Raw genomic sequence first — 20,633 nt, forward strand, 5'->3', positions numbered from 1 at the left:
CTAATTAGGCAATGTAATTATCCAAATGAAAAAAGCGGGTATATGATCATCCCGCTTCGAATTTATTACTGAATGGATTGTATATATTCGACTATCTTTTCCATATTGGCAGCTTTTCTTCCATCAAACTTTTTAATCGCATTTCCTTCCGGTGTGACAACGAAAAAACTGGTTGAATGTAGAACCTGATTGGAATCAGCAACTTTTTCAACTGGCGATTTAAAGGACTTTACGGAAAACTCTTTAATCTCTTCAAATTTATAATCGGTTAGTAAATGCCAGTTGTCCAGTGTGCCACCGCGTGATTTAACGTACTCTTTCATGATTTTGTGTGTATCGTGCTTGGGATCGACACTGAATGATACAAGCTGAACATTGTCAAGTCCTGCTTCTTTTAACTGATCCTGCAATTTTGACATATTGGCAGTCATCGGCGGGCAAACTGTGGTACAATTTGTAAAAATAAAATCTGCCACCCAAAATTCACCCTTCAGATCATTGAGGGACAGTTTTTCCCCATTGTGATCGGCAAACGTGAAGTCCTGAATTTCAAATGAGAAGTCCCCCTCGTACTTGCTACCGCAGGCAGATAGCAAGATGACAATTATAAGTATCGGCAAAACCAGTTTAATTCCTGACATTTTGATAATCCTCCTAATTGAAATCGATAACTAGTTTAGCATGTTTCCTGCTTAAAAACTATGGATAAACTGTTACGATTCTACTGAAACCGGTCTACGTTTCAAGGGTGAAGATATTAATTTCCGGTTTGCACAGAAAACGGTAGGGAACCCTTGTTGTACCGATTCCTTTACTGACGTATAGTATTAACTTTCCATCGTTGAGCGAATGTCTGCCTTGAACGTATTTTTCTGCGTATAACGGAGTGTACAAATCTCCGATAAATGGTAGTCGTACCTGTCCTCCATGACTGTGACCTGACAGCTGTACATCCACTGGGTACTGGGTTACGCGATCGGCATAATCCGGCTCATGTGCCAGCAGAATTGTGAATAAGTCGGGGTTGGCGGCAACGAGCGTTTTACGAAGGTCTGGGTTCCCGAGCATGACATCATCAATTCCAGCGAGAATAATTTCCCGATCAGCGATCCGGATGGTTGCATGACTGTTTTTCAACAGTTGAAAATCAGCTTTATCCATTGCATTTTTAACGACATCTGTTCCATAACCACCATGATCATGGTTGCCGTATATCCAGTATTTCCCATGATTTGCCTGGAGCTTTTTTAATGCTATGACCAAATTTTCGCTCCAGTTATACGTATTCGCCTGATCAACAAGGTCACCTGTAAAGACAATCAAATCAGGCTTTTCATTATTAATCGTATTAACGAGCTCATCTAACTGTTCCAACGAATAATGAAAGCCAATATGTGTATCGGAAAACTGTATAATTTTAAATTGGTTGAATGAATCCGGAATTTTTTTGGAGGATATAACATCCCTTTTTAATTCAAGCATCCCGGTCTCTATTTCCCGAGCATAAAAATATGTCCCCCCGCTCAATCCAACAAGTGCGAGCAGACTTCCGACTGATTTCTTCAAAAACGTGCGTCTGTTCATATAGGTCAAACCTTTCAATAAAAATACCAATATCCCTTAACAATCAGTGGGAAGAACATCCACTGATTGAAGTTTCACTATATCCCCCGTTAACCGGCAGTAAGTTTCCTCTTGAGTGAACATGAAAGATAAAAGGAGATAGTGTGAAACAACTGTCGGTAAATGTCCGATAAGTTCAACTAACAATCAGTGGGAAGAACACCCACTGATTGAAGTTTCACTATATCATATCGTATTTCTTTGTATGATAAAATTCAAAACTATATGCTGTATCTATGTCGAAATTTTTTGACTTTAAGATTGTTTTTGCAATATGATTATACATGATGGAGGGGAATTATATGAAAAACAAAACGGTAATCGTTACGGGAAGTACAAGTGGAATGGGTAAATATATGGCAGAAAAATTTGCTGCTGAAGGCGCGAATGTGGTTTTGACCGGACGGAGTGAGGAAAAGCTGGCAGCAGCGAAAGAAAATTTGGAGCAAATGTCTCAAGGCAGTCTGTATACAGTTTCCATGGATGTTCGGAAACCGGAGGATGTTGAACGGATGGTGAAGCAGACAATTGATCATTTTGGAAGTATCGATTTCCTGGTCAATAATGCAGCTGGAAACTTTATTGTCCCGGCCGAGGAACTTTCCGTTAATGGCTGGAATTCAGTTATTGATATTGTATTGAATGGAACGTTTTATTGCAGCCGGGAGATCGGAAAATACTGGATTGATAATGGAATGAAAGGTTCTATTATTAATATGGTAGCTACATATGCATGGAATGCCGGTGCGGGAGTTATTCATTCATCAGCTGCAAAGGCAGGTGTGTTAAACTTGACCCGCACATTAGCTGTTGAATGGGGATCTAAATATGGAATCCGCGTAAATGCCATAGCTCCGGGACCGATTGAACGGACCGGTGGCGCCGATAAGTTGTTTGAATCTGAAAAAGCAGCAAAACGAACACTGGAATCCGTACCACTGAAACGATTGGGTACTCCTGAGGAAATTGCCGGGCTGGCTTCCTTTCTGTTTTCAGAGCAGGCAGCTTACATAAATGGCGAGGTCATCACAATGGATGGCGGTCAATGGCTGAATAAATTTCCATTTTAGCAAGAAAGGAAAAAATAGAACACTAACACCGGGATGGTTAAAACCATACCCAATGTTCATACTTCCATTCTTTCAGAAGCTGGAATCATTTTCACATTGGCAAATTCACGGAATGGTTCATAGATTAATACTGACAGACTAAGTATTTTCCAGGAAGGTACTTGATAAATTTTTTGGGTGTAACAATATATCTTATCAATGAACTATGGTAAACTTAGTCGTGGGGATACAAATAAATAACTCCTTTTTCCGAGAAATAAATGAATGATTTTTAAACGTCAGTTTTCAAAAAGGAGCGAAGACCATGAGTACATTAAAGGATAAACCAGTAACTGACTTGGTAGTTGAAGATGTAATGATCTCATCTGAAAAGGTAGCCCATGTCCAGTTGAACAATCCTTTGGAACATGCGTTACTTGTACTGGTAAAATCAGGATATTCTGCTGTTCCGGTGCTGGATGAATCCTATAAGCTGGTTGGAACAATTGGAAAAACGTTAATTTTAAATGAAACTTTGGGTCTGGAACGATTTGAAATTGAAAAGCTTTCTGAAATGCGGGTACATGAAGTGATGAATACACAAATACCTTCACTTACTAAAGAAGATTCTATTTTGATGGGATTGAAAGAGGTTATTAATTTCCCTTTTGTTTGTGTTTCCGATCAGAATGGCTATTTTGATGGAATTCTGACCAGGCGTGCCATTCTGAAGCAAATGCAGCGTTATATTTATACATCCGGAAACAAAGCCATGTATTAAAATATGCTAACTACCCCCGGCGGAGCTTAAGTGCGCTGGGGGTTATTGTATGTTTTGCTATTTTTTACAGGAACGGATAAATGTTTCTTCTAATTAAAGATTGCCACATTAATGGTTATGAAACAGGGGTCTTTTATGGGAAAACATATGACAAAGAAAATGAAAACCAACCGCCCGCTTGTTCTTGCCTCGGTTATGCTGGGGATGTTTCTGGCGGCAATTGAAGCAACCATTGTAGCGACGGCCATGCCAAGTATTGCAGCTGATCTTGGCGGTTTCTCACTGTACAGTTGGGTATTTTCCGCTTATTTGCTGACAAACGCTGCGACCGTGCTTATTTTTGGTAAATTGTCCGATATTTTTGGAAGAAAGCCAATATTTGTTACAGGTATTTTTATTTTTTTAACCGGCTCGACGTTATCCGGGTTCAGTTCATCGATGGAAATGCTGATTGTATGCAGGTTTGTACAAGGTGTTGGTGCAGGTGCGCTGATGCCAATCGCAACGACGATTATCGGTGATATATACAGTAAAGAAGAGCGAGCGAAAATTCAAGGATATCTGTCGAGTGTGTGGGGAATATCCGCCGTAACCGGTCCACTATTAGGCGGCCTATTTGTCGAGGCGCTCAGTTGGCGTTACGTTTTTTGGATGAATATCCCGCTTGGCGTACTTGCCATGATCGGGATTGTGTTCTTTTTGCATGAAAACATCGACAAAAAGGAACGATCGATTGATTTCCTTGGCTCTATTTGGATAATGATCGCCATCACGTCCCTGATGTTTATCCTGGTTGAGGGTGGGGTTGGAATTGCCTGGAACTCGGCTCCAATGTATTGCCTTGTTGGTTTTGCTGCAGGAGGATTTCTTCTTTTTTATTTCCAGGAGCGACGGGCAAAGGATCCGATGATGCCTTTTGAAATTTGGAAATACCGTATCATCGGTTTTGCAAATTTGGCATCTTTGACAGCGGGAATGATTTTAATTGGTGTTTCCAGTTATCTTCCTGCATTTGTACAAGGTGTGATGGGTTATTCGCCAACTGTTGCAGGTTTTACGTTAACGACCATGTCGATCGGATGGCCGCTGGCAGCTGTTGCTGGTGGAAGGTTGCTGTTGGTAATCGGGTACAGGTCAACGTCCATACTCGGCTGCAGCTCCCTGATTATCGGTGGTATCGTGTTTTTTATGCTTTCACCTGAAAATGGCCCGGTATGGGCGGCAACAGGATCTTTTTTCATCGGAATCGGGATGGGGTTAACCAATACATCGTTTATCGTTGGAATACAAAATGCTGTCGGCTGGGAAACACGCGGAATAGCTACTGCTGCCAATATGTTTATGCGCACGGTTGGCAGTGCGCTCGGTGCTGCATTGTTGGGCGGCTTGTTAAATAGTCAAATTCAGCACTATATCGTGACTAATGGGTATGGTGACCGTGTTTCAGTTGACACAGCAAACAATTTATTGGATCCCGGTCAGAATATGTCATTGCCCGATGATATTCAAAGCGTATTGCAGGCGGGGCTTACGACCGGGTTGCATGCGGTATATACCGGGCTTTTGGTACTCGCGGTAATCAGCTTGCTTCTTGTATTATTTTTACCGAAAAAGAAGCAGGAATAGGTGTTTGTTGCGTACAATAGTTTCGTCTGCTAAAGTAAAATAAATACATAAAATTGGAGGAACAGAATCGTGAAAATGATGGATGCAAATGAAATTATCAGCTTTATTTCAAACAGTGAAAAAAGTACACCTGTTAAGGTTTATATTAAAGGAAATGCGTTAAATTCCTTGCAGTACGGGGGAAAAGTTCAATCTTTTGTTGAACAGAACAGTGGTGTATTGTTCGGTGAGTGGAAAGAAATTCAATCGGTATTGAATGAAAATAAAGATTCCATTACAGACTATGTACTGGAAAACGACCGCAGAAATTCAGCGATACCGTTACTGGACTTGAAGGATGTAAATGCACGGATTGAGCCTGGTGCCGTGATTCGTGACCAGGTGGAAATTGGTGATGGTGCCGTTATAATGATGGGATCGATGATTAATATTGGATCCGTTGTCGGTGCTGGAACAATGATTGACATGAATGTTGTGCTTGGAGGCAGGGCCACTGTGGGGAAAAATTGCCACATTGGAGCTGGAACGGTGCTTGCTGGCGTTATCGAGCCGCCTTCTGCTCAGCCGGTAGTAATTGAGGATGGAGTTGTTATAGGTGCAAACGCTGTTATTCTTGAAGGTGTGACAGTTGGTAAAGGTTCAATCGTTGCGGCTGGTTCGATTGTTACGAAAGATGTTGCACCGAATACACTGGTTGCCGGCACGCCTGCAAAGGTACTGAAAGAAATTGATGACAGTACAAAATCAAAAACGGAAATCAAACAGGAATTACGTAAATTGGATAACTAAAGCAGGGATATGTATGAATTTACAAACAATCAGAAGAGAGTTGCATCAAATTCCCGAGTTGGGGTTTCAGGAAGAAAAAACACACCGCTATTTATTGGACAGACTTGAAGAGCTTGATGCCGACAAAATGGAAATCAAAACCTGGAAGACTGGAATACTGGTAAAAGTGAAGGGAAATAATCCATCTAAGACAATTGGATTCCGCTGTGATATCGATGGGTTACCAATCACTGAGGAAACCTGCTATGAATTTAAATCTACACATGATGGACGGATGCATGCCTGTGGACATGATTTTCACATGACGATTGCACTGGGTTCGCTGAAATCCATTGTGGATAAACCAGTCGAAGATGACGTTGTTTTTCTTTTTCAGCCTGCTGAGGAAGGCCCGGGTGGTGCACTTCCAATGATGCAATCCGAAGCATTCTGTGATTGGAAACCGGACGTTATTTTTGCGCTGCATATTGCCCCCGAATTGCCGGTCGGAACCGTGTCCAGCCGTGCGGGGCTGCTGTTTGCCAATACAAGTGAGCTGTTTCTTGATTTTAAAGGAAAGGGCGGTCATGCAGCTTATCCACATCTGACAAGAGATATGACCGTGGCTGCCAGCAGTTTTGTGGTGGAGTTGCAGCAAATTGTATCAAGAGCTCTTGATCCACTTGAAAGTGCTGTTGTAACGATTGGCAAAATGGAAAGCGGATTTGTTCAGAATGCTATTGCGGAAACGGCAAGACTTGAAGGAACAATCCGCACACTGCAGCCGGGAGCAATTGATGTCGTACGGCAAAAGCTGGAACGTCTCGTAAAAGGATTTGAAATCTCACATGAATGTAAAATAGACATTGATTATGGTTCGAACTATTATCAGGTTTATAATGAGAAAGAATATACGGATCTTTTTCAGAAAGCAATCAACGAAACAGATTTGCACTTTCAGGAGGCAGGCCCGGCCATGACGGGTGAGGATTTCGGCTATATGCTGAAAGAAATTCCCGGCTTCATGTTCTGGCTTGGTGTAAACTCACCGTATGGATTGCACAGCTCTAAGCTGCATCCGGATGAACGTGCACTAATTAGCGGTGTGAAAGCTGTTGTTTCAACAATAAATACGCTAACCCAACAATAAATTCCAGACTGTATACCTTCACGGATTCGGGAAAAACTATTCAGGAATCTTTTCGAATCAGAAGGAGGTATTCAGGTGGCACGAATTGGTGTTGAAGACAGCTTAACGGATGTAAAGGAAGCCTTGATGGAAATGGGTCATGATGTAGTGGATTTGCACTCGGAAGATGACACCGAATATTGTGACTGCTGTGTTATTACAGGCTTGGATAAAAACGTGATGGGAATGTCCGACGCAAGCATTGCCGGTGCGGTAATTAATGCGGAAGGAATGAGTACCGAATCAGTCTGCCAGATGGTCAATGATAAATTGCATCATGAACAGTAAAAAAGAATCCCCGGTGCTGGGGATTCTTTTTGTTCTTGATGTCTTTGAAAACCCCTGGCTATGCCGGGGGTTCCAGAGAGCTTCCAGCGTGGGATCAAAAAAATGCCTCTCTTCATGGTAAGATAAGGTTGGTTTCCCGACCACCAAATCTCGCCATATAAGGAGGCATGTCCAATGAAGGACAAGAATAGTTTAGCACATACCCAGTGGAGATGTAAGTATCATCTTGTTTTTGCACCAAAATATAGAAGGCAAATTATATATGGAAAATATAAAAAAAGTATAGGAGAAATAATAAGGGAGCTTTGCGAAAGAAAAAATGTTGAAATCCATGAAGCAAATGCATGCAAAGATCACATTCATATGTTAGTCAGTATACCACCAAAGTTGGGTGTGTCCCAATTTATGGGATATTTAAAAGGGAAAAGTAGTTTAATGATTTTTGACCGTCACGCCAATTTAAAATATAGATATGGCAACCGCAAATTCTGGTGTCGAGGCTTCTTTGTAGATACGGTGGGAAGGAATAGAAATCAAATTCAAGAATATATACGGAATCAGCTCAGAGAAGACTATATGAGCGACCAGTTAACTTTATTTGAAGAATACGACCCTTTCACGGGGAAGAAAAATAAAAAGAAATAAGGGATTCTTTTAGAATCAGCGAGTGAGTGTGGTGCAAAAGGGAAAACCATTCAGTGGGCCTTTTAGGCCGAGGCCGGTAATAGAGGCTTTCAGCCGCAGAGCAAACCACCAGTTCACACTGGTGGTTTTGATTTCTATTATAGCGTAAGGACAATGCTTTTTATTCAGCTTCTTTTTGTATGACAACGTGCTGAGAAAGCGGCATGTCGATACCTTTTTTATTGAATTCTTCTTTGATACGTTTCCGCATATCACGTTCACATGCCCATTGAAGCCCGTTTTCGGTTTGTCCAATAACACGCAGGACAATTTGAGACGTATCAATGCTTTGAACACCAACTGCATCCGGACCTTCCTTAAATCGTTCATCTTTCTGAAATTCTTCACAAACATCTTTCAGAATTGCTATTGCATCATCCATATTGTCATAATGGCTGATTCCGATATCGACCAGTGCCTGCATATTTCCGCGGGAATGATTTGCAACACCTTCAATATAGCGATTCGGTACAAAGTTTAATGTGCCATCAAAACTGCGGATTTGTGTTGTTCGCAATCCAATTTCCTCTACGATTCCATCATAACCGGCTGTTGTAACATAGTCATCAATTTCAAGCTGGCGTTCCAGAATGACAAAGAACCCTGTAACAATGTCACTGACAAGCCCCTGTGCACCAAATGCAATGGCCAAACCAACAACACCTGCACCGGCAAGCAATGGACCAATGTCAACACCAAGTGCTGAGAACAGCATTACAATGAGAACGAAAATCATAACGTAGGAAAAAACGTTGGTGAGGAGTTTTTCCAGTGTTTTCATTCTGCCGGGAGAAGATTTTTGCCCTTTCGAGGCATTCTTTAACGTTTTTTCAATAACCTTCTTGCCTATCGGTACAATAATTAAATAGGCTACGATCAGTAAAAGCATTTTTCCTAGTACAGGTAAGATGGCACTAAGTAAATTTTTCAGATCAATAGTGAATCCAAATATCTCCATATGTAAGTCTCCTTTCTGTTTTATTCTTCTTTATCATATACAAGGAACCGAACGATTTCAATTTTCCACATTATATAACAAATTAAACCTTAAATTTACAGATAAGATTTTTATATGGATTATAGCCATGGAAGTAGCGTCTGGCTACAAGTGTGCGCAAATTTGGATTCGGCCACAGGAAACATTGCAATGGATTCATCATATACAATAATGGGTTGAAAAAGAAGAATAGTTGCTTGTCATTTAGGAGGTAGCGATATATGAGATTAAGAGAACAAATGCCTGAACTTGCCGGCGCTACAAAATGGTTGAACAGTAATCCAATTAAGAAGCGTGATCTTATTGGCAAAAAGCCTTCCTTCATTCATTTTTGGTCGGTCAGTTGCGACACATGTAAAAGGGCTATGCCAAAAGTTAACCGTTTTCGTGATGAATATAATGAACAATTGAATATCATAGCCGTTCATATGCCCAGGATGAAAGAGGATTTGGATATTGAACTGATACAAACAACTGCAACTGAACACGATATAACACAGCCGGTTTTTGTTGATAATGACCAAACATTGTCGGATGCTTTTCATATCAAAATTGTTCCGGCTTATTACTTATTTGATACTGAAGGAAGGCTAAGGCATTATCATTCTGGTGATGGAGGCATGCGATTGCTCCATAAAAGGGTTAACCGGTTATTGGGGCATACAAAAAACTAAGCTTGAATATACATTATTTACCTGCCATTTCGGCAGGTTTTTTTAATGCACAAAGATAGGTAAAAAGTTTTATTTTTAAAAGGTATATGTACTTATTTCAGTACTTCCGGGGAGCTTATGTTGTTGTCCTATTGGAAACTTTAAAAAAATTGAGCAAAAGTAATGAAATTTATTTCGGAACCCGTTATATTAGATAGTACGTAAAAAGATAAGGGGGAGGAAATGCATTGAATACGTTTCAAAAATTGAAACAGTATTTTTGGCCGAATCGGAAGCTTTTTTTCGGATCATTGTTCTTTCTATTCTTCGTAACGGCCGCTACTGTTGTTTATCCAATTATACTTCAGCAGACGATTGATAAAGTTGTGAAGGAAAACAGATATGAACTGATACCGTATATTTCCATCATATTTTTCGCGATTATGCTTATCAAAGGTTTTTCCACCTATTTCCATCAGTACTTAGGTGAATTATTCGGAATTAAATTTGTGTACATGATTAGGGGAGCATTATATGAAAAGCTGCAGGTGCTTTCATTCAAGTATTATGATAATGCAAAAACAGGGGATCTGATGTCACGGTTGGTGGAAGATGTGAGAGGATTTCGGTTCTTCCTTTCGTTTGGTTTTTCCGAGTTGACCCGGATAACACTGCTGATTTTATTCAGTTTGGCAGTTATGTTTTATTATTCAGTGCCGCTTGCACTCGTAACAATGGCGGCGATGCCGTTTTTAGCAGTTGTCGTTTTTCGATTTGATAAATTGGTTCATCCGGCTTTCCAGGGTATCCGGAAATCACTTGGTATGCTGAATACTCGTGTACAGGAGAACATAAGCGGCATGAATACCGTTAAGTCTTTGTCACGGGAAGATTTTGAAATTGGCAGATTCTCCAGCAGTAATAATGATTACAGGCAAAAATATTTGTATACTTCCGACATATGGGCAAAATATATGCCGTTGATGGAATTTATCGGAAATGTTTGTGCTGTAGCTTTGCTGGCATTCGGTGGTTATCTTGTGATCAGTAATCAGCTCATGATTGGGGAACTGATAGCTTTCTTCAGTCTGGTCTGGTATATTCTCGGTCCGTTAATGAATCTGGGATTTGTGATCAACCAATTTTCCCAGGCTAAGGCCTCAGGTGAACGGTTACTGGAAGTGCTGGAGGAAAAAGAAGATATCGTAGAAAAAGAAAGCGCTGTCGATGTACCAATCCGTGGTCATGTGACGTTTGATGACGTGACATTGACCTATATAAAAGACGATGATGCTGCACTTAAACATGTTAGTTTTGATGCACCACCAGGCAAAATAATCGGCCTGATCGGTTCAACAGGTTCAGGAAAAACCAGTATGACCCAATTAATTACCCGCTTTTATGAACCTGAAAATGGCAAGGTACTGATTGATGGCCGTGATGTTGGTGACTATAGACTGAAAACGTTGCGCCGTCATATCGGATTCGTCCTGCAGGAGCCTTTTCTGTTTTCGACATCAATTCGTGACAATATCGCTTATGGAGATCCGACAATCGCTGATGAACAGATCATTGATGCTGCCAAGCGTGCCCAGGCACATGATTTTATAATGGAAATGCCTGATGGATACGATACGATGCTTGGTGAACGGGGGATGGGATTATCCGGCGGCCAGAAGCAGCGGATTTCCATTGCAAGGGCAATTGCCATCAATCCGAGTATTTTAGTGTTGGACGATGCCACGTCGGCGGTTGACATGGAGACTGAATTTAAAATTCAGCAGGCACTAAAGGAAGTAATGAATGGACGGACAACATTTATCATCGCCCACCGTATCTCGTCACTGAAACACGCGGATGAGATTCTCGTATTGGAGGATGGTGAAATCGCCGAAAGGGGTACCCATAATCAATTATTGAACAACAATGGGGCCTATCAGCGTATTTATGACATACAGTACCAGGACCGTGAAGCAATTATGCAATCAGCAAATTAGAAAGGGGGAGGATGGAAGTTGTCTAAAAGAAATGAAACTTCAAAAGATAATCGTCATTTAAAGCGGTTTTATTATACAGTTGATCAAGCTGTGGAGAAGCCGTTTAATTGGCAGCAAATGTGGCGGCTGCTTGGATACTTAAAGCCATACTCCAAAACATATTTGCCTGGCGCAGTAATTGCCATGCTCGTGTCAACGGCAGTTCGATTGCTTGTACCAATTTTAATCGGTAAGGTGGCAATCGACCAGGCAATTGCCAATAAGGATTCCGAATTGCTTATTACACTTATTATAGTTGTTGGTGTGTTGTATCTGCTTAATTATGTCGGCAACGTTTTCCGGATAAAATGGGTTAATATTCTTGGGCAGAATGTTATTTATGATCTGCGGCAGTCGTTATTTTCGCATGTACAACGCTTGTCACACCGATTTTTTGACAAACGGTCGGCGGGGTCAATTTTGGTCCGGATTTTGAATGATATCAATTCATTGCAGGAATTATTTACCAATGGAATTATCAATCTATTGATGGATGTTGTCACACTTTCCGCGATGATAGTTATTCTGTTTGCATTCAGTCCGCAACTGGCTCTTGCTGTGCTGGTTATTTTGCCGATTATGTTTTATATTTCAACGAAATTGCGCCGGAATATCCGCCGTTCCTGGCAGGATGTCCGCATTCAGCAATCCCGGCTTAATTCACATTTAAATGAAAGTATTCAAGGTATCCGTATTACGCAGTCCTTCTCGCAGGAAAAAGAGAATGCAGCGTTTTTTGATGGCCTTAACTTTGATACGTACGAAAGTCTGCGTATTGCAACGAAAAAAAGTGCCATGTTCCGCCCGTTCGTGGAAATGAGCAATGCGATTGGTACGATAATTTTGATTTCATTTGGTTCGTTTCTTATTTTAAACGGCGGAATCGACATTGGTGTTTTTGTTACATTTGCTTTCTATTTGGGAATGTTCTGGGAGCCAATTTCCCGGCTTGGACAGATGTATAATCAGCTGTTAATGGCCATGGCGGCATCAGAGAGGATTTTTGAATTTCTTGATGAGAAGCCGAATGTAAAAGAAAAAGAGGATAGTATCCCGCTGCCTGATATGAAGGGACAAATTGAATTTGATAAAGTTCAATTTTCCTATGATGACAATCGAATTGCACTGCATGAAATATCTTTGAATATAAATGCCGGTCAGACGATTGCACTTGTTGGTCATACCGGAAGTGGTAAATCAACCATTGCCAATCTGATCAGTAGATTCTATGATCCTACGAAAGGTCAGGTAAAGGTTGATGGAAATGAATTACGAGATGTGAAGCTTGATCATCTTCGCCAGCAAATCAGTGTTGTTTTGCAGGATACATTTATTTTCTCGGGAACTATTATGGAAAACATTCGATTTGGCCGGCCAGATGCGTCAGACAATGAGGTAATCGAAGCCGCAAAAGTTGTTGGCGCTGATGAATTTATAGGGCGGCTTGCAAATGGATATGAAACCGAAGTGGAGGAGCGGGGAAATATACTGTCAGCAGGTGAGCGGCAGCTGCTGTCATTCGCCAGGGCATTGCTTGCTGATCCTAAAATTTTAATTCTTGATGAGGCAACAGCAAGCATTGATACGGAAACTGAAATGAAAATTCAGGCAGCGCTTCGTCGGCTGCTTGATGGAAGAACCGCTATAATCATTGCGCACCGTTTATCAACGATCAGGGAGTCAGATAATATTTTCGTGCTGGAGAACGGAAAAATTCTCGAAAATGGCAGCCACGATGAATTAATGGAACAAAAAGGCGAATACTTCGACCTGGTTAAATCACAATTTCAAATGCTTGATGCTATCTGAACATAACGGGTCAAACCATTTCATCATGTGGTTGGCCCGTTTTGATTGATTACTGAAAATCGTGAATAGCTAATCTCGTACAACTTTCCAACAAACAGATTTTACAAGGGGGCAATATGTGGTAGACTTAGTTAAAAAGTGCAGTATGTTGGAGGTAGTCGCATGAAAAGAGAGTTTGCTGTCATCGGACTGGGACGGTTTGGCGGAAGCATCTGCCGTGAATTAAGCATGGAAGGAATGCAGGTGCTTGCCATTGATAATGACGAGGATAAGGTAAATGAATATAAAAACATTGCATCACATGCTGTAATAGCAGATTCTACGGATGAAGTGACATTGAAAGAGCTTGGCATCAAGAATATCGATCATGTCATTGTCGCGATTGGTGACAATATCCAGGCAAGTATCCTAACCACGGTAGTATTAACGGATCTTGGCATTAAAAAAATTACTGTAAAAGCGCAGAATGAATATCATGAAAAAATCCTGAATAAAATTGGTGCTGATCAGGTTGTCCATCCGGAACGTGATATGGGAAAACGAATCGCTCACAATATTATTTCAAGCAATATTCTCGATTACCTTGAACTGTCAGATGACCACAGTATTGTAGAGGTAAAGGCAGGAGAAAAGATGCAGGGGAAATCATTGGTGGATCTGGACATTCGGGCAAATTACGGTTGTAACGTCGTCGCAATCAAGCGTGATAAAAGTATTAACGTATCACCAAGTGCTGATGATTTGCTGGACTCGGAAGACATTCTTATTGTAATTGGTGCAGATAACGATATTTCACGTTTTGAGAAACATCTTGTTATCGATGAATAATCCATACATTTCGATGTATGGGTTTTTTCTTTCTGGATGTGGGTTATAGTTATATATCGCATATTTAGAAAGAGGTGGTTTTATGAAGGAGAAACGAACCGGTGAAATAATGACGGAACAATTAATCGAGTGGGGAATTGACCACATTTACGGGCTCCCAGGAGACTCCATAAATGAATTCATTGATGATTTGCGTAAACAGGAAGAAAAAATTCAATTTATACAGGTCAGGCATGAAGAAGTTGGATCGCTTTCAGCAAGTGCATATGCCAAATTAACGGGGAAAATCGGCGCGTGTTTATCCATTACAGGTCCAGGGGCCATTCACATGCTGAACGGCCTGTATGACGCGAAGCAAGACGGTGCTCCGGTCGTTGCCATCGTAGGCCAGGTGTCGAGCAGCATGGTGGGAACGGATGCATTTCAGGAAGTAAATCTGGAACGATTATTCGATGATGTTGCTGTATTCAACCGGCGTGCTGAATCAGCTGACCAACTTCCTGACTTGCTTAATAAAGCGATCAGAATGGCGTATACGGAAAAAGGTGTATCCGTTCTGATTGTTCCGGATGACTTATTTGCGGTTAAACATAAAAAGGATGAATTTTTAACTGCACCAGGGTATGAACAGCCGAAATTCGAACCGGACCAGGAATCCGTACAGCAAGCAGTAAATTTGATCAATGAGGCCAAAAAACCAGTAATTCTTGCGGGGAGGGGTGCCAGAAATTCAAGAAAAGAATTAATCGATTTTGCTGAAAAAATCAAGGCACCCATTGTTTTAAGTCTTCTTGGTAAGGGAACAATCCCGGATTATCATGAGCTGAACCTTGGTCAACACGGTCAGATTGGAACGAAACCAGCATACGAAGCCATCATGGAAACGGATTTATTGTTGCTGTTTGGAACATCATTTCCGTACCGGGAATATTTACCGGATCATACACATTCGATTCAGATTGATTTAAAATCAGAAAAAATCGGCAGTCTCTATCCGATTACCGCCGGACTGTGCGGTGACATTAAACGGGTGTTGCCTTCATTGACCTCAAAAGTGAAAGAAAATGAAGACAATACGTATCTGCAAAAATACCAGGGGAAAATGAAGAAATGGCACATTAATATGATTAAGGAGAAAAAAGAGGAAGAGAGTCCCATGCAGGCTCCGCAAGTAATGTATGCGCTGGAGCAGGAAGTGGACCATGATGCGGTAATTTCCTGTGATGTAGGTAATGTAACGGTTTGGACTACTCGTTTCTTTCCGTTTACCAATCAGCAATTTGTTATTTCAGGAAGGCTTGCATCCATGGGTATCGGGTTGCCCGGAGCAATTGCCGGACAAGTTGCCAACCCGGATAAGCAGGTGATTGCCATTTGCGGCGACGGCGGCTTTTCAATGGTAATGCATGATTTTGTGACTGCTGTAAAAAATGACCTGCCGATAAAAGTGATTGTATTAAACAACAGTAATCTCGCAATGATCAAATACGAACAGCAGGAAATGGGAAAGCTGAATTACGAAACAGGTCTGGGTGAAATGGATTTTGCCAAATTTGCTGAATCGTGCGGCGGGGAAGGCTACCGTGTTGAAAAATCAGAGGACCTGGCAAATGAAATCAGACGTGCATTCCAATCTGATAAGCCCGCGGTTATCGATATTGCCATTGAAGATATGGCACCATTACCGGGAAAAATTCATTTTGATCAGGCGGTAAAATACAGCGAGTATCTAATCAAAGAGTTTTTTGCAAATAAAAAAGTGGAATTTCCGGATATCAAGAAATCATTGAAACGATTTTAATCTATTGAGGGGTGTATTTTCTGCCGCCGTACTTTGCCGGAAATCCGCCGTACAAAACTGAAATCGCGCCGTACTTTGGTGCAAACCCGCTGTATAAAAGCAAATAGCCGCTGTACATTATGGAAAAACCGCTGTACTAAAAATTAAATCAAGCTGAACAGGGCAAAGGTATGAAGTCGATACCACTTGCCAGCCGTTGGAATGTGTGAAGAAAAGTTCTTTTTCTTTGTGCGATGTGCAGCTTTTCTTTTCCTGCGGGAAGAACAAAATTACTGAGCAGAAAAAGACCAGCAGAATTTACGATAAGACTTTATAGAAAATTTAACCAAAAAAGGATGCCCTGGCACTTCAACGCCAAGGCATCCTTTTTATAGTTTAAACTTCCATAATTATCGGCAGAATCATAGGTCTGCGTTTTGTTTTCTCATACAGGAACGGTGCAATGGTGTCTGTTATTTCATTTTTAATTTCGGACCATTGCGTTGTACGTCGTTCCATCACTTTGTCCAGGTGTTTGGAAACAAGTTTTTGAGCCTCATTAATCAGATCCTCGGATTCCCGCATATAAACAAAACCTCGTGAAATGATGTCGGGTCCTGAGGCGATTCTAAATTCCTTCATGTTGATACTGACAACGACCATTACGAGACCTTCTTCGGATAGAATTCTTCGGTCACGCAGTACAATATTGCCAATATCACCAATTCCACTGCCGTCGACATAGATGGAACCAGATGGGATTTTACCGGCAACTGTTGCATTATCTTTCCCCAGTGCAAGTACATCTCCATTATCCATGACAAACATGTTGTCCGGATTAACGTTACAAGCATCAGCCAATTTCATGTGTTCTTTCAGCATACGGTATTCCCCGTGGATCGGCATGAAATATTTAGGCTGAATTAACCGAAGCATTAATTTCTGCTCTTCCTGACTTCCATGTCCCGAGGTATGGATATTGCTTAACGGACCATGGACGACATCGGCACCTGCCCGATACAATTTATTGATTGTCCGGCTGACACTTACCGTATTTCCAGGGATTGGAGAAGACGAAAATACTACGGTGTCACCGGGAATAATCTGAATTTGACGGTGGGTACCATTGGCAATCCGTGACAGTGCAGCCATCGGTTCACCTTGAGACCCCGTACAAAGAATCGTTACTTCATTTGCTGGAAGACGATTGATTTGATTGGCATCGATAAACGTATCTTTTGGGGCCTGAATATAGCCCAACTCCTGTCCGATCCGTATGGATGACTCCATACTGCGACCAAACACGGCAATTTTGCGGTCATGTTTCACGGCAGCTTCAACTACTTGCTGAAGCCTGTAAATGTTTGATGCAAATGTAGCAAAAATCAGTCTGCCGTCAACTCTGCCAAAAATATCGTTAATATTGCCGCCTACAACCTTTTCCGACATGGTAAAGCCGGGAACTTCACTGTTCGTACTGTCTGATAGCAGGCAAAGTACGCCTTCTTTGCCGATTTCAGCCATCTTGGAAATATTGGCGGGTTCGCCTACCGGTGTAAAGTCAAATTTAAAGTCACCCGTATGAACAATGTTACCCGGAGGTGTTTTTACAACAATACCATATGAATCAGGGATACTATGAGTAGTACGGAAAAAAGATACAGATGTTTTGCGGAATTTAATAATATCTTCTTCCTGAATTGTATTTAATTTAGCATTTCTTAATAAACCATGTTCATCCAATTTATTTCTGATTAATCCAATCGCGAGTTTTCCTGCATAGATCGGAACATTTATTTCACGCAGAAGGTAAGGAATCCCTCCGATATGATCTTCGTGACCATGTGTTATAAACAATCCTTTTATTTTATCCTGGTTTTGGATGAGGTAGGTATAGTCGGGTATTACATAATCGATTCCAAGTAATTCATCTTCCGGAAATTTGATTCCGGCATCGATTAAAATAATCTCGTCCTGAAATTGCACACCATACGTGTTCTTCCCAATCTCACCTAATCCTCCCAATGCAAATACAGCTGTCTGGTCGTTTTTCACAAACTTCATCTGTTTATGCGTTCTCCACTGAGTAGTGATCGGATTGTTTTTCGTAATTTAAATGTGCCTCATCAAGCGGTTGGATATACTCTATATTGTATTCGCGATCGACCAGTTTATTGCGAACATCCTTTTCATGATCAGCCTCTACATAAAGGCTTTTTGTATTTTCACGTACAGGTATCTCAGTTGCAGAGTCCTGATAAAAAACTTTAAAAATCATTTCATCTCTCCTAACATCATCATTCAATTTTTTTCATATTTTCCGCTATACGCATTATAATTGTCCATTACTTAATAAGCTGAACACAACGAACAGCTATAGAACTATTCTGTTAAATCTATTTACCGTCCGTTTTATAATACGTCATCTGATAAATTTGCATCTGCGTAAATTCACCATGGTATTGATAACGTGATTGGTTCAATCAATGGTAGTCTTTCTTATAAGTAGTAGGTACACGTCCTCTGCCTAAAAAATCCTTCCAGCGTTTCTTCAGCTTTTCTTTTAGGCGTTTTAACATGAGATTTGCATCTCCTTTCAAAGTTTAAGAAAAGCAAAAAACATTCTACCGATCCAATCCCTCTTATATACAGTATAATACTGATTAGCAAATATTGAAATGAAAATCCGTTATTTGTTAAAAAAAACTTCATTTGACCATCTGCTAATTCTGGCAGGAATCCGTTAATTACTGCTATCTATTTTCCCGCGCAAAAAGGAAAATTATACAAAAAAAACAGGAACTCCTTAAAAAGTCCCTGTTTGGATTATTCGATTGCTTTTGCATTTTCATTTGTAAGAAAAGGATTATCTTTATTGATATGGTCATAGAACATGACACCATTTAAATGGTCAATTTCATGCTGGAATACAATGGCCGGATAGTCCCGCAATCTTAGTTTTAATTGATTTCCCTCAAGATCCGTTGCGGTAACGGTGATCCGGGCATTGCGGTGTACGTACCCTTCGACATTGCGGTCAACGGAGAGACAGCCCTCTCCTGCTGCCAAGTATGCCTGTTGTACGGAATGACTTATAATTTTTGGATTGAACAGACCGTAACTGTAAAGCTTTCCTTTGGCATCCTCAAAATGGATTGCAATCATTCGTTTGTTGACCCCGAGTTGTGGTGCAGCAAGACCGACACCCGGTCGTAAGTCATATTTTTCGGCCAACTCATCATCCTGGCTGTTTTTTACAAATTCAAGCATTTCCTGCAAAAGCTTTTTATCGTCTTCGCTTGGTGGAACTGTTATTTCCTCAGCTTTTTCACGTAAGGAAGGATGACCTTCTCTTACGATATCTTTCATCGTTATCATTTATGCTTGACACACTCCTTACAGTTCTTTATGACAACATTTTAACATATTATGAAAATTTACATCATAATTTAGAACAGACAAGCTATTGATTCGAGAACCTTATCTGCCGTAAAATAATACGGATATGTCTATGGTTATGTTATACTAGAAATTAAATTTTGTAACTGCGAAAAAAGGAGGAACTTGTCGATTTGAAATTTAAAAAGCATTTATCATTATTATTCATCCTGATTATTGTTGCTGTACTTTCTGCCTGCAGTAATACGTCGGCATCCGAAAAGATATATAATCATCTGGAAAAGGCAGTGGAATTGGAAGAAGAATTTGAAAAACAACAGGATAAAATAGTTAAGCTGGAAAAAAAGGAACAGAACATTTACTCCAAAATTATCGACTTAAGCATGGATGACTTTGATAAAATTAAAAAATTGTCTGATAAAGCCCTGAAAAGTATCGAAAAGAGGGCAGAAAAAATAGAAATGGAAAAAGAAAGCATTCATGCATCGAAAGAGGAATTTATTAAAATAAAAGATTTAATCGATCAGCTGGAAAATAAGCAAGCGAAAGATACCGCAGAGAAAATGTTTTCCGTTATGATGGAACGCTACAATGCATACGACAAGTTATATCAGGCGTATTCAAAATCATTGGAGCGGGAAACAAAACTCTATAAAATGCTGCAGAAGAAAGACCTGAAACAGGAAACGCTTTCGAACCATATCAAAAAATTGAACAACAGTTATGAAAAAGTAATTGATGCAAATAAAACATTCAACAGTCGGACAGCTGAGTATAATGAGTTAAAAGAGAAATTTTATAAGCAGGCTGATATCAAGGTGGAATATGAGGACAATGCCTCTTCCAAAGATAAAAACAATAAATAGAACCGTTAGTAGTTGAGCTGGCAAACCGGACTTATGTGTAGAGTCCGGTTTTTTGATGCATTTTTATTATTTTGCTTGATCCGTATTGAATATTTTGATTAATACAGTTTCGGGAAATCATTATAACAGAAAGTGCTTTGGTGTGCGGAGAAATGAGTGAAAGCGATTACTCTATTGTGTAAAAATGGATAAAAATAAACAAAGTGATTGACCGGAATGGATCATTTAAGCTAAACTTTAAATGAATTATAAATTGT

At 40.5% G+C, this 20,633-nt stretch carries 19 protein-coding genes; 13 read left to right on the forward strand and 6 right to left on the reverse strand.

The window, feature by feature from the left end; genetic code table 11:
- Positions 1-65: 65 nt before the first annotated feature.
- Both HUX68_RS02060 and HUX68_RS02065 read right to left on the reverse strand, forming a co-directional pair.
- Positions 66-641, reverse strand: a complete 576-nt coding sequence (locus HUX68_RS02060; protein ID WP_174613092.1) for an SCO family protein — start codon at positions 639-641, stop codon at positions 66-68.
- Positions 642-735: 94 nt separating this feature from the next.
- Entirely contained in the window at positions 736-1,584 is an 849-nt protein-coding gene (locus HUX68_RS02065; RefSeq protein ID WP_174613093.1) for a metallophosphoesterase, read from the reverse strand.
- A 341-nt stretch (positions 1,585-1,925) separates the two neighbouring features.
- Between HUX68_RS02065 and fadH the strand changes: the two genes are divergently transcribed.
- The 7 genes from fadH (at position 1,926) to tnpA (ending at position 7,969) form a co-directional block, all read left to right on the forward strand.
- Positions 1,926-2,693, forward strand: a complete 768-nt coding sequence (fadH, locus tag HUX68_RS02070; protein ID WP_174613094.1) for a 2,4-dienoyl-CoA reductase — start codon at positions 1,926-1,928, stop codon at positions 2,691-2,693.
- 304 nt (positions 2,694-2,997) lie between these two features.
- Positions 2,998-3,453: a cyclic-di-AMP-binding protein CbpB gene (cbpB, locus tag HUX68_RS02075; protein WP_174613095.1), complete on the forward strand. Its 456-nt coding sequence runs from the start codon at positions 2,998-3,000 to the stop codon at positions 3,451-3,453.
- A gap of 135 nt (positions 3,454-3,588) precedes the next feature.
- Positions 3,589-5,079, forward strand: coding sequence for an MDR family MFS transporter (locus HUX68_RS02080; RefSeq protein WP_246206597.1), 1,491 nt, complete (start codon positions 3,589-3,591; stop codon positions 5,077-5,079).
- A gap of 69 nt (positions 5,080-5,148) precedes the next feature.
- Entirely contained in the window at positions 5,149-5,868 is a 720-nt protein-coding gene (dapD, locus tag HUX68_RS02085) for a 2,3,4,5-tetrahydropyridine-2,6-dicarboxylate N-acetyltransferase (protein ID WP_174613096.1), read from the forward strand.
- A gap of 13 nt (positions 5,869-5,881) precedes the next feature.
- On the forward strand, positions 5,882-6,997 hold the full coding sequence (locus HUX68_RS02090) for an N-acetyldiaminopimelate deacetylase (RefSeq protein WP_174613097.1): 1,116 nt from the start codon (positions 5,882-5,884) through the stop codon (positions 6,995-6,997).
- A gap of 75 nt (positions 6,998-7,072) precedes the next feature.
- Positions 7,073-7,324 carry a YkuS family protein gene (locus tag HUX68_RS02095; RefSeq protein WP_174613098.1) on the forward strand — a complete coding sequence of 84 codons (252 nt, stop codon included), beginning with the start codon at positions 7,073-7,075 and terminating at the stop codon, positions 7,322-7,324.
- A gap of 174 nt (positions 7,325-7,498) precedes the next feature.
- Positions 7,499-7,969 (forward strand): IS200/IS605 family transposase, encoded by a 471-nt coding sequence (gene tnpA / locus HUX68_RS02100; RefSeq protein ID WP_174613099.1) that lies wholly within the window; start codon positions 7,499-7,501, stop codon positions 7,967-7,969.
- Between the two features lie 160 nt (positions 7,970-8,129).
- On the opposite strand, the gene HUX68_RS02105 is transcribed toward tnpA, so the two are convergent.
- Positions 8,130-8,966, reverse strand: a complete 837-nt coding sequence (locus HUX68_RS02105; protein WP_174613100.1) for a mechanosensitive ion channel family protein — start codon at positions 8,964-8,966, stop codon at positions 8,130-8,132.
- A 260-nt stretch (positions 8,967-9,226) separates the two neighbouring features.
- Between HUX68_RS02105 and HUX68_RS02110 the strand changes: the two genes are divergently transcribed.
- The 5 genes from HUX68_RS02110 to HUX68_RS02130 all read left to right on the forward strand — a co-directional run bounded on the left by HUX68_RS02110 (position 9,227) and on the right by HUX68_RS02130 (position 16,132).
- The gene (locus tag HUX68_RS02110) at positions 9,227-9,679 is read left to right on the forward strand and encodes a TlpA family protein disulfide reductase (protein ID WP_174613101.1); all 453 of its coding nucleotides are present in this window, start codon (positions 9,227-9,229) and stop codon (positions 9,677-9,679) included.
- Between the two features lie 227 nt (positions 9,680-9,906).
- The gene (locus HUX68_RS02115) at positions 9,907-11,655 is read left to right on the forward strand and encodes an ABC transporter ATP-binding protein (RefSeq protein ID WP_174613102.1); all 1,749 of its coding nucleotides are present in this window, start codon (positions 9,907-9,909) and stop codon (positions 11,653-11,655) included.
- A gap of 117 nt (positions 11,656-11,772) precedes the next feature.
- Positions 11,773-13,503 carry an ABC transporter ATP-binding protein gene (locus HUX68_RS02120; RefSeq protein WP_425509532.1) on the forward strand — a complete coding sequence of 577 codons (1,731 nt, stop codon included), beginning with the start codon at positions 11,773-11,775 and terminating at the stop codon, positions 13,501-13,503.
- 162 nt (positions 13,504-13,665) lie between these two features.
- Positions 13,666-14,331, forward strand: coding sequence for a potassium channel family protein (locus HUX68_RS02125; RefSeq protein WP_174613104.1), 666 nt, complete (start codon positions 13,666-13,668; stop codon positions 14,329-14,331).
- An 82-nt stretch (positions 14,332-14,413) separates the two neighbouring features.
- The gene (locus HUX68_RS02130; RefSeq protein ID WP_174613105.1) at positions 14,414-16,132 is read left to right on the forward strand and encodes a pyruvate oxidase; all 1,719 of its coding nucleotides are present in this window, start codon (positions 14,414-14,416) and stop codon (positions 16,130-16,132) included.
- A gap of 375 nt (positions 16,133-16,507) precedes the next feature.
- On the opposite strand, the gene rnjA is transcribed toward HUX68_RS02130, so the two are convergent.
- From rnjA to def, 3 genes are all read right to left on the reverse strand, one after another.
- The gene (gene rnjA / locus HUX68_RS02135) at positions 16,508-18,175 is read right to left on the reverse strand and encodes a ribonuclease J1 (RefSeq protein ID WP_174613106.1); all 1,668 of its coding nucleotides are present in this window, start codon (positions 18,173-18,175) and stop codon (positions 16,508-16,510) included.
- A 4-nt stretch (positions 18,176-18,179) separates the two neighbouring features.
- Positions 18,180-18,389, reverse strand: a complete 210-nt coding sequence (locus HUX68_RS02140) for a DNA-dependent RNA polymerase subunit epsilon (protein ID WP_174613107.1) — start codon at positions 18,387-18,389, stop codon at positions 18,180-18,182.
- A 548-nt stretch (positions 18,390-18,937) separates the two neighbouring features.
- A complete protein-coding gene (gene def / locus HUX68_RS02145) occupies positions 18,938-19,489 on the reverse strand; it encodes a peptide deformylase (RefSeq protein ID WP_174613108.1) in 552 nt (183 codons plus the stop codon).
- 194 nt (positions 19,490-19,683) lie between these two features.
- On the opposite strand from def, the gene HUX68_RS02150 reads away from it, so the two are divergent.
- On the forward strand, positions 19,684-20,376 hold the full coding sequence (locus tag HUX68_RS02150) for a YkyA family protein (protein ID WP_174613109.1): 693 nt from the start codon (positions 19,684-19,686) through the stop codon (positions 20,374-20,376).
- Positions 20,377-20,633: the final 257 nt, after the last annotated feature.

It is taken from the genome of Virgibacillus ihumii, from assembly GCF_902726655.1.
GTDB lineage: Bacteria > Bacillota > Bacilli > Bacillales > Amphibacillaceae > Lentibacillus > Lentibacillus ihumii.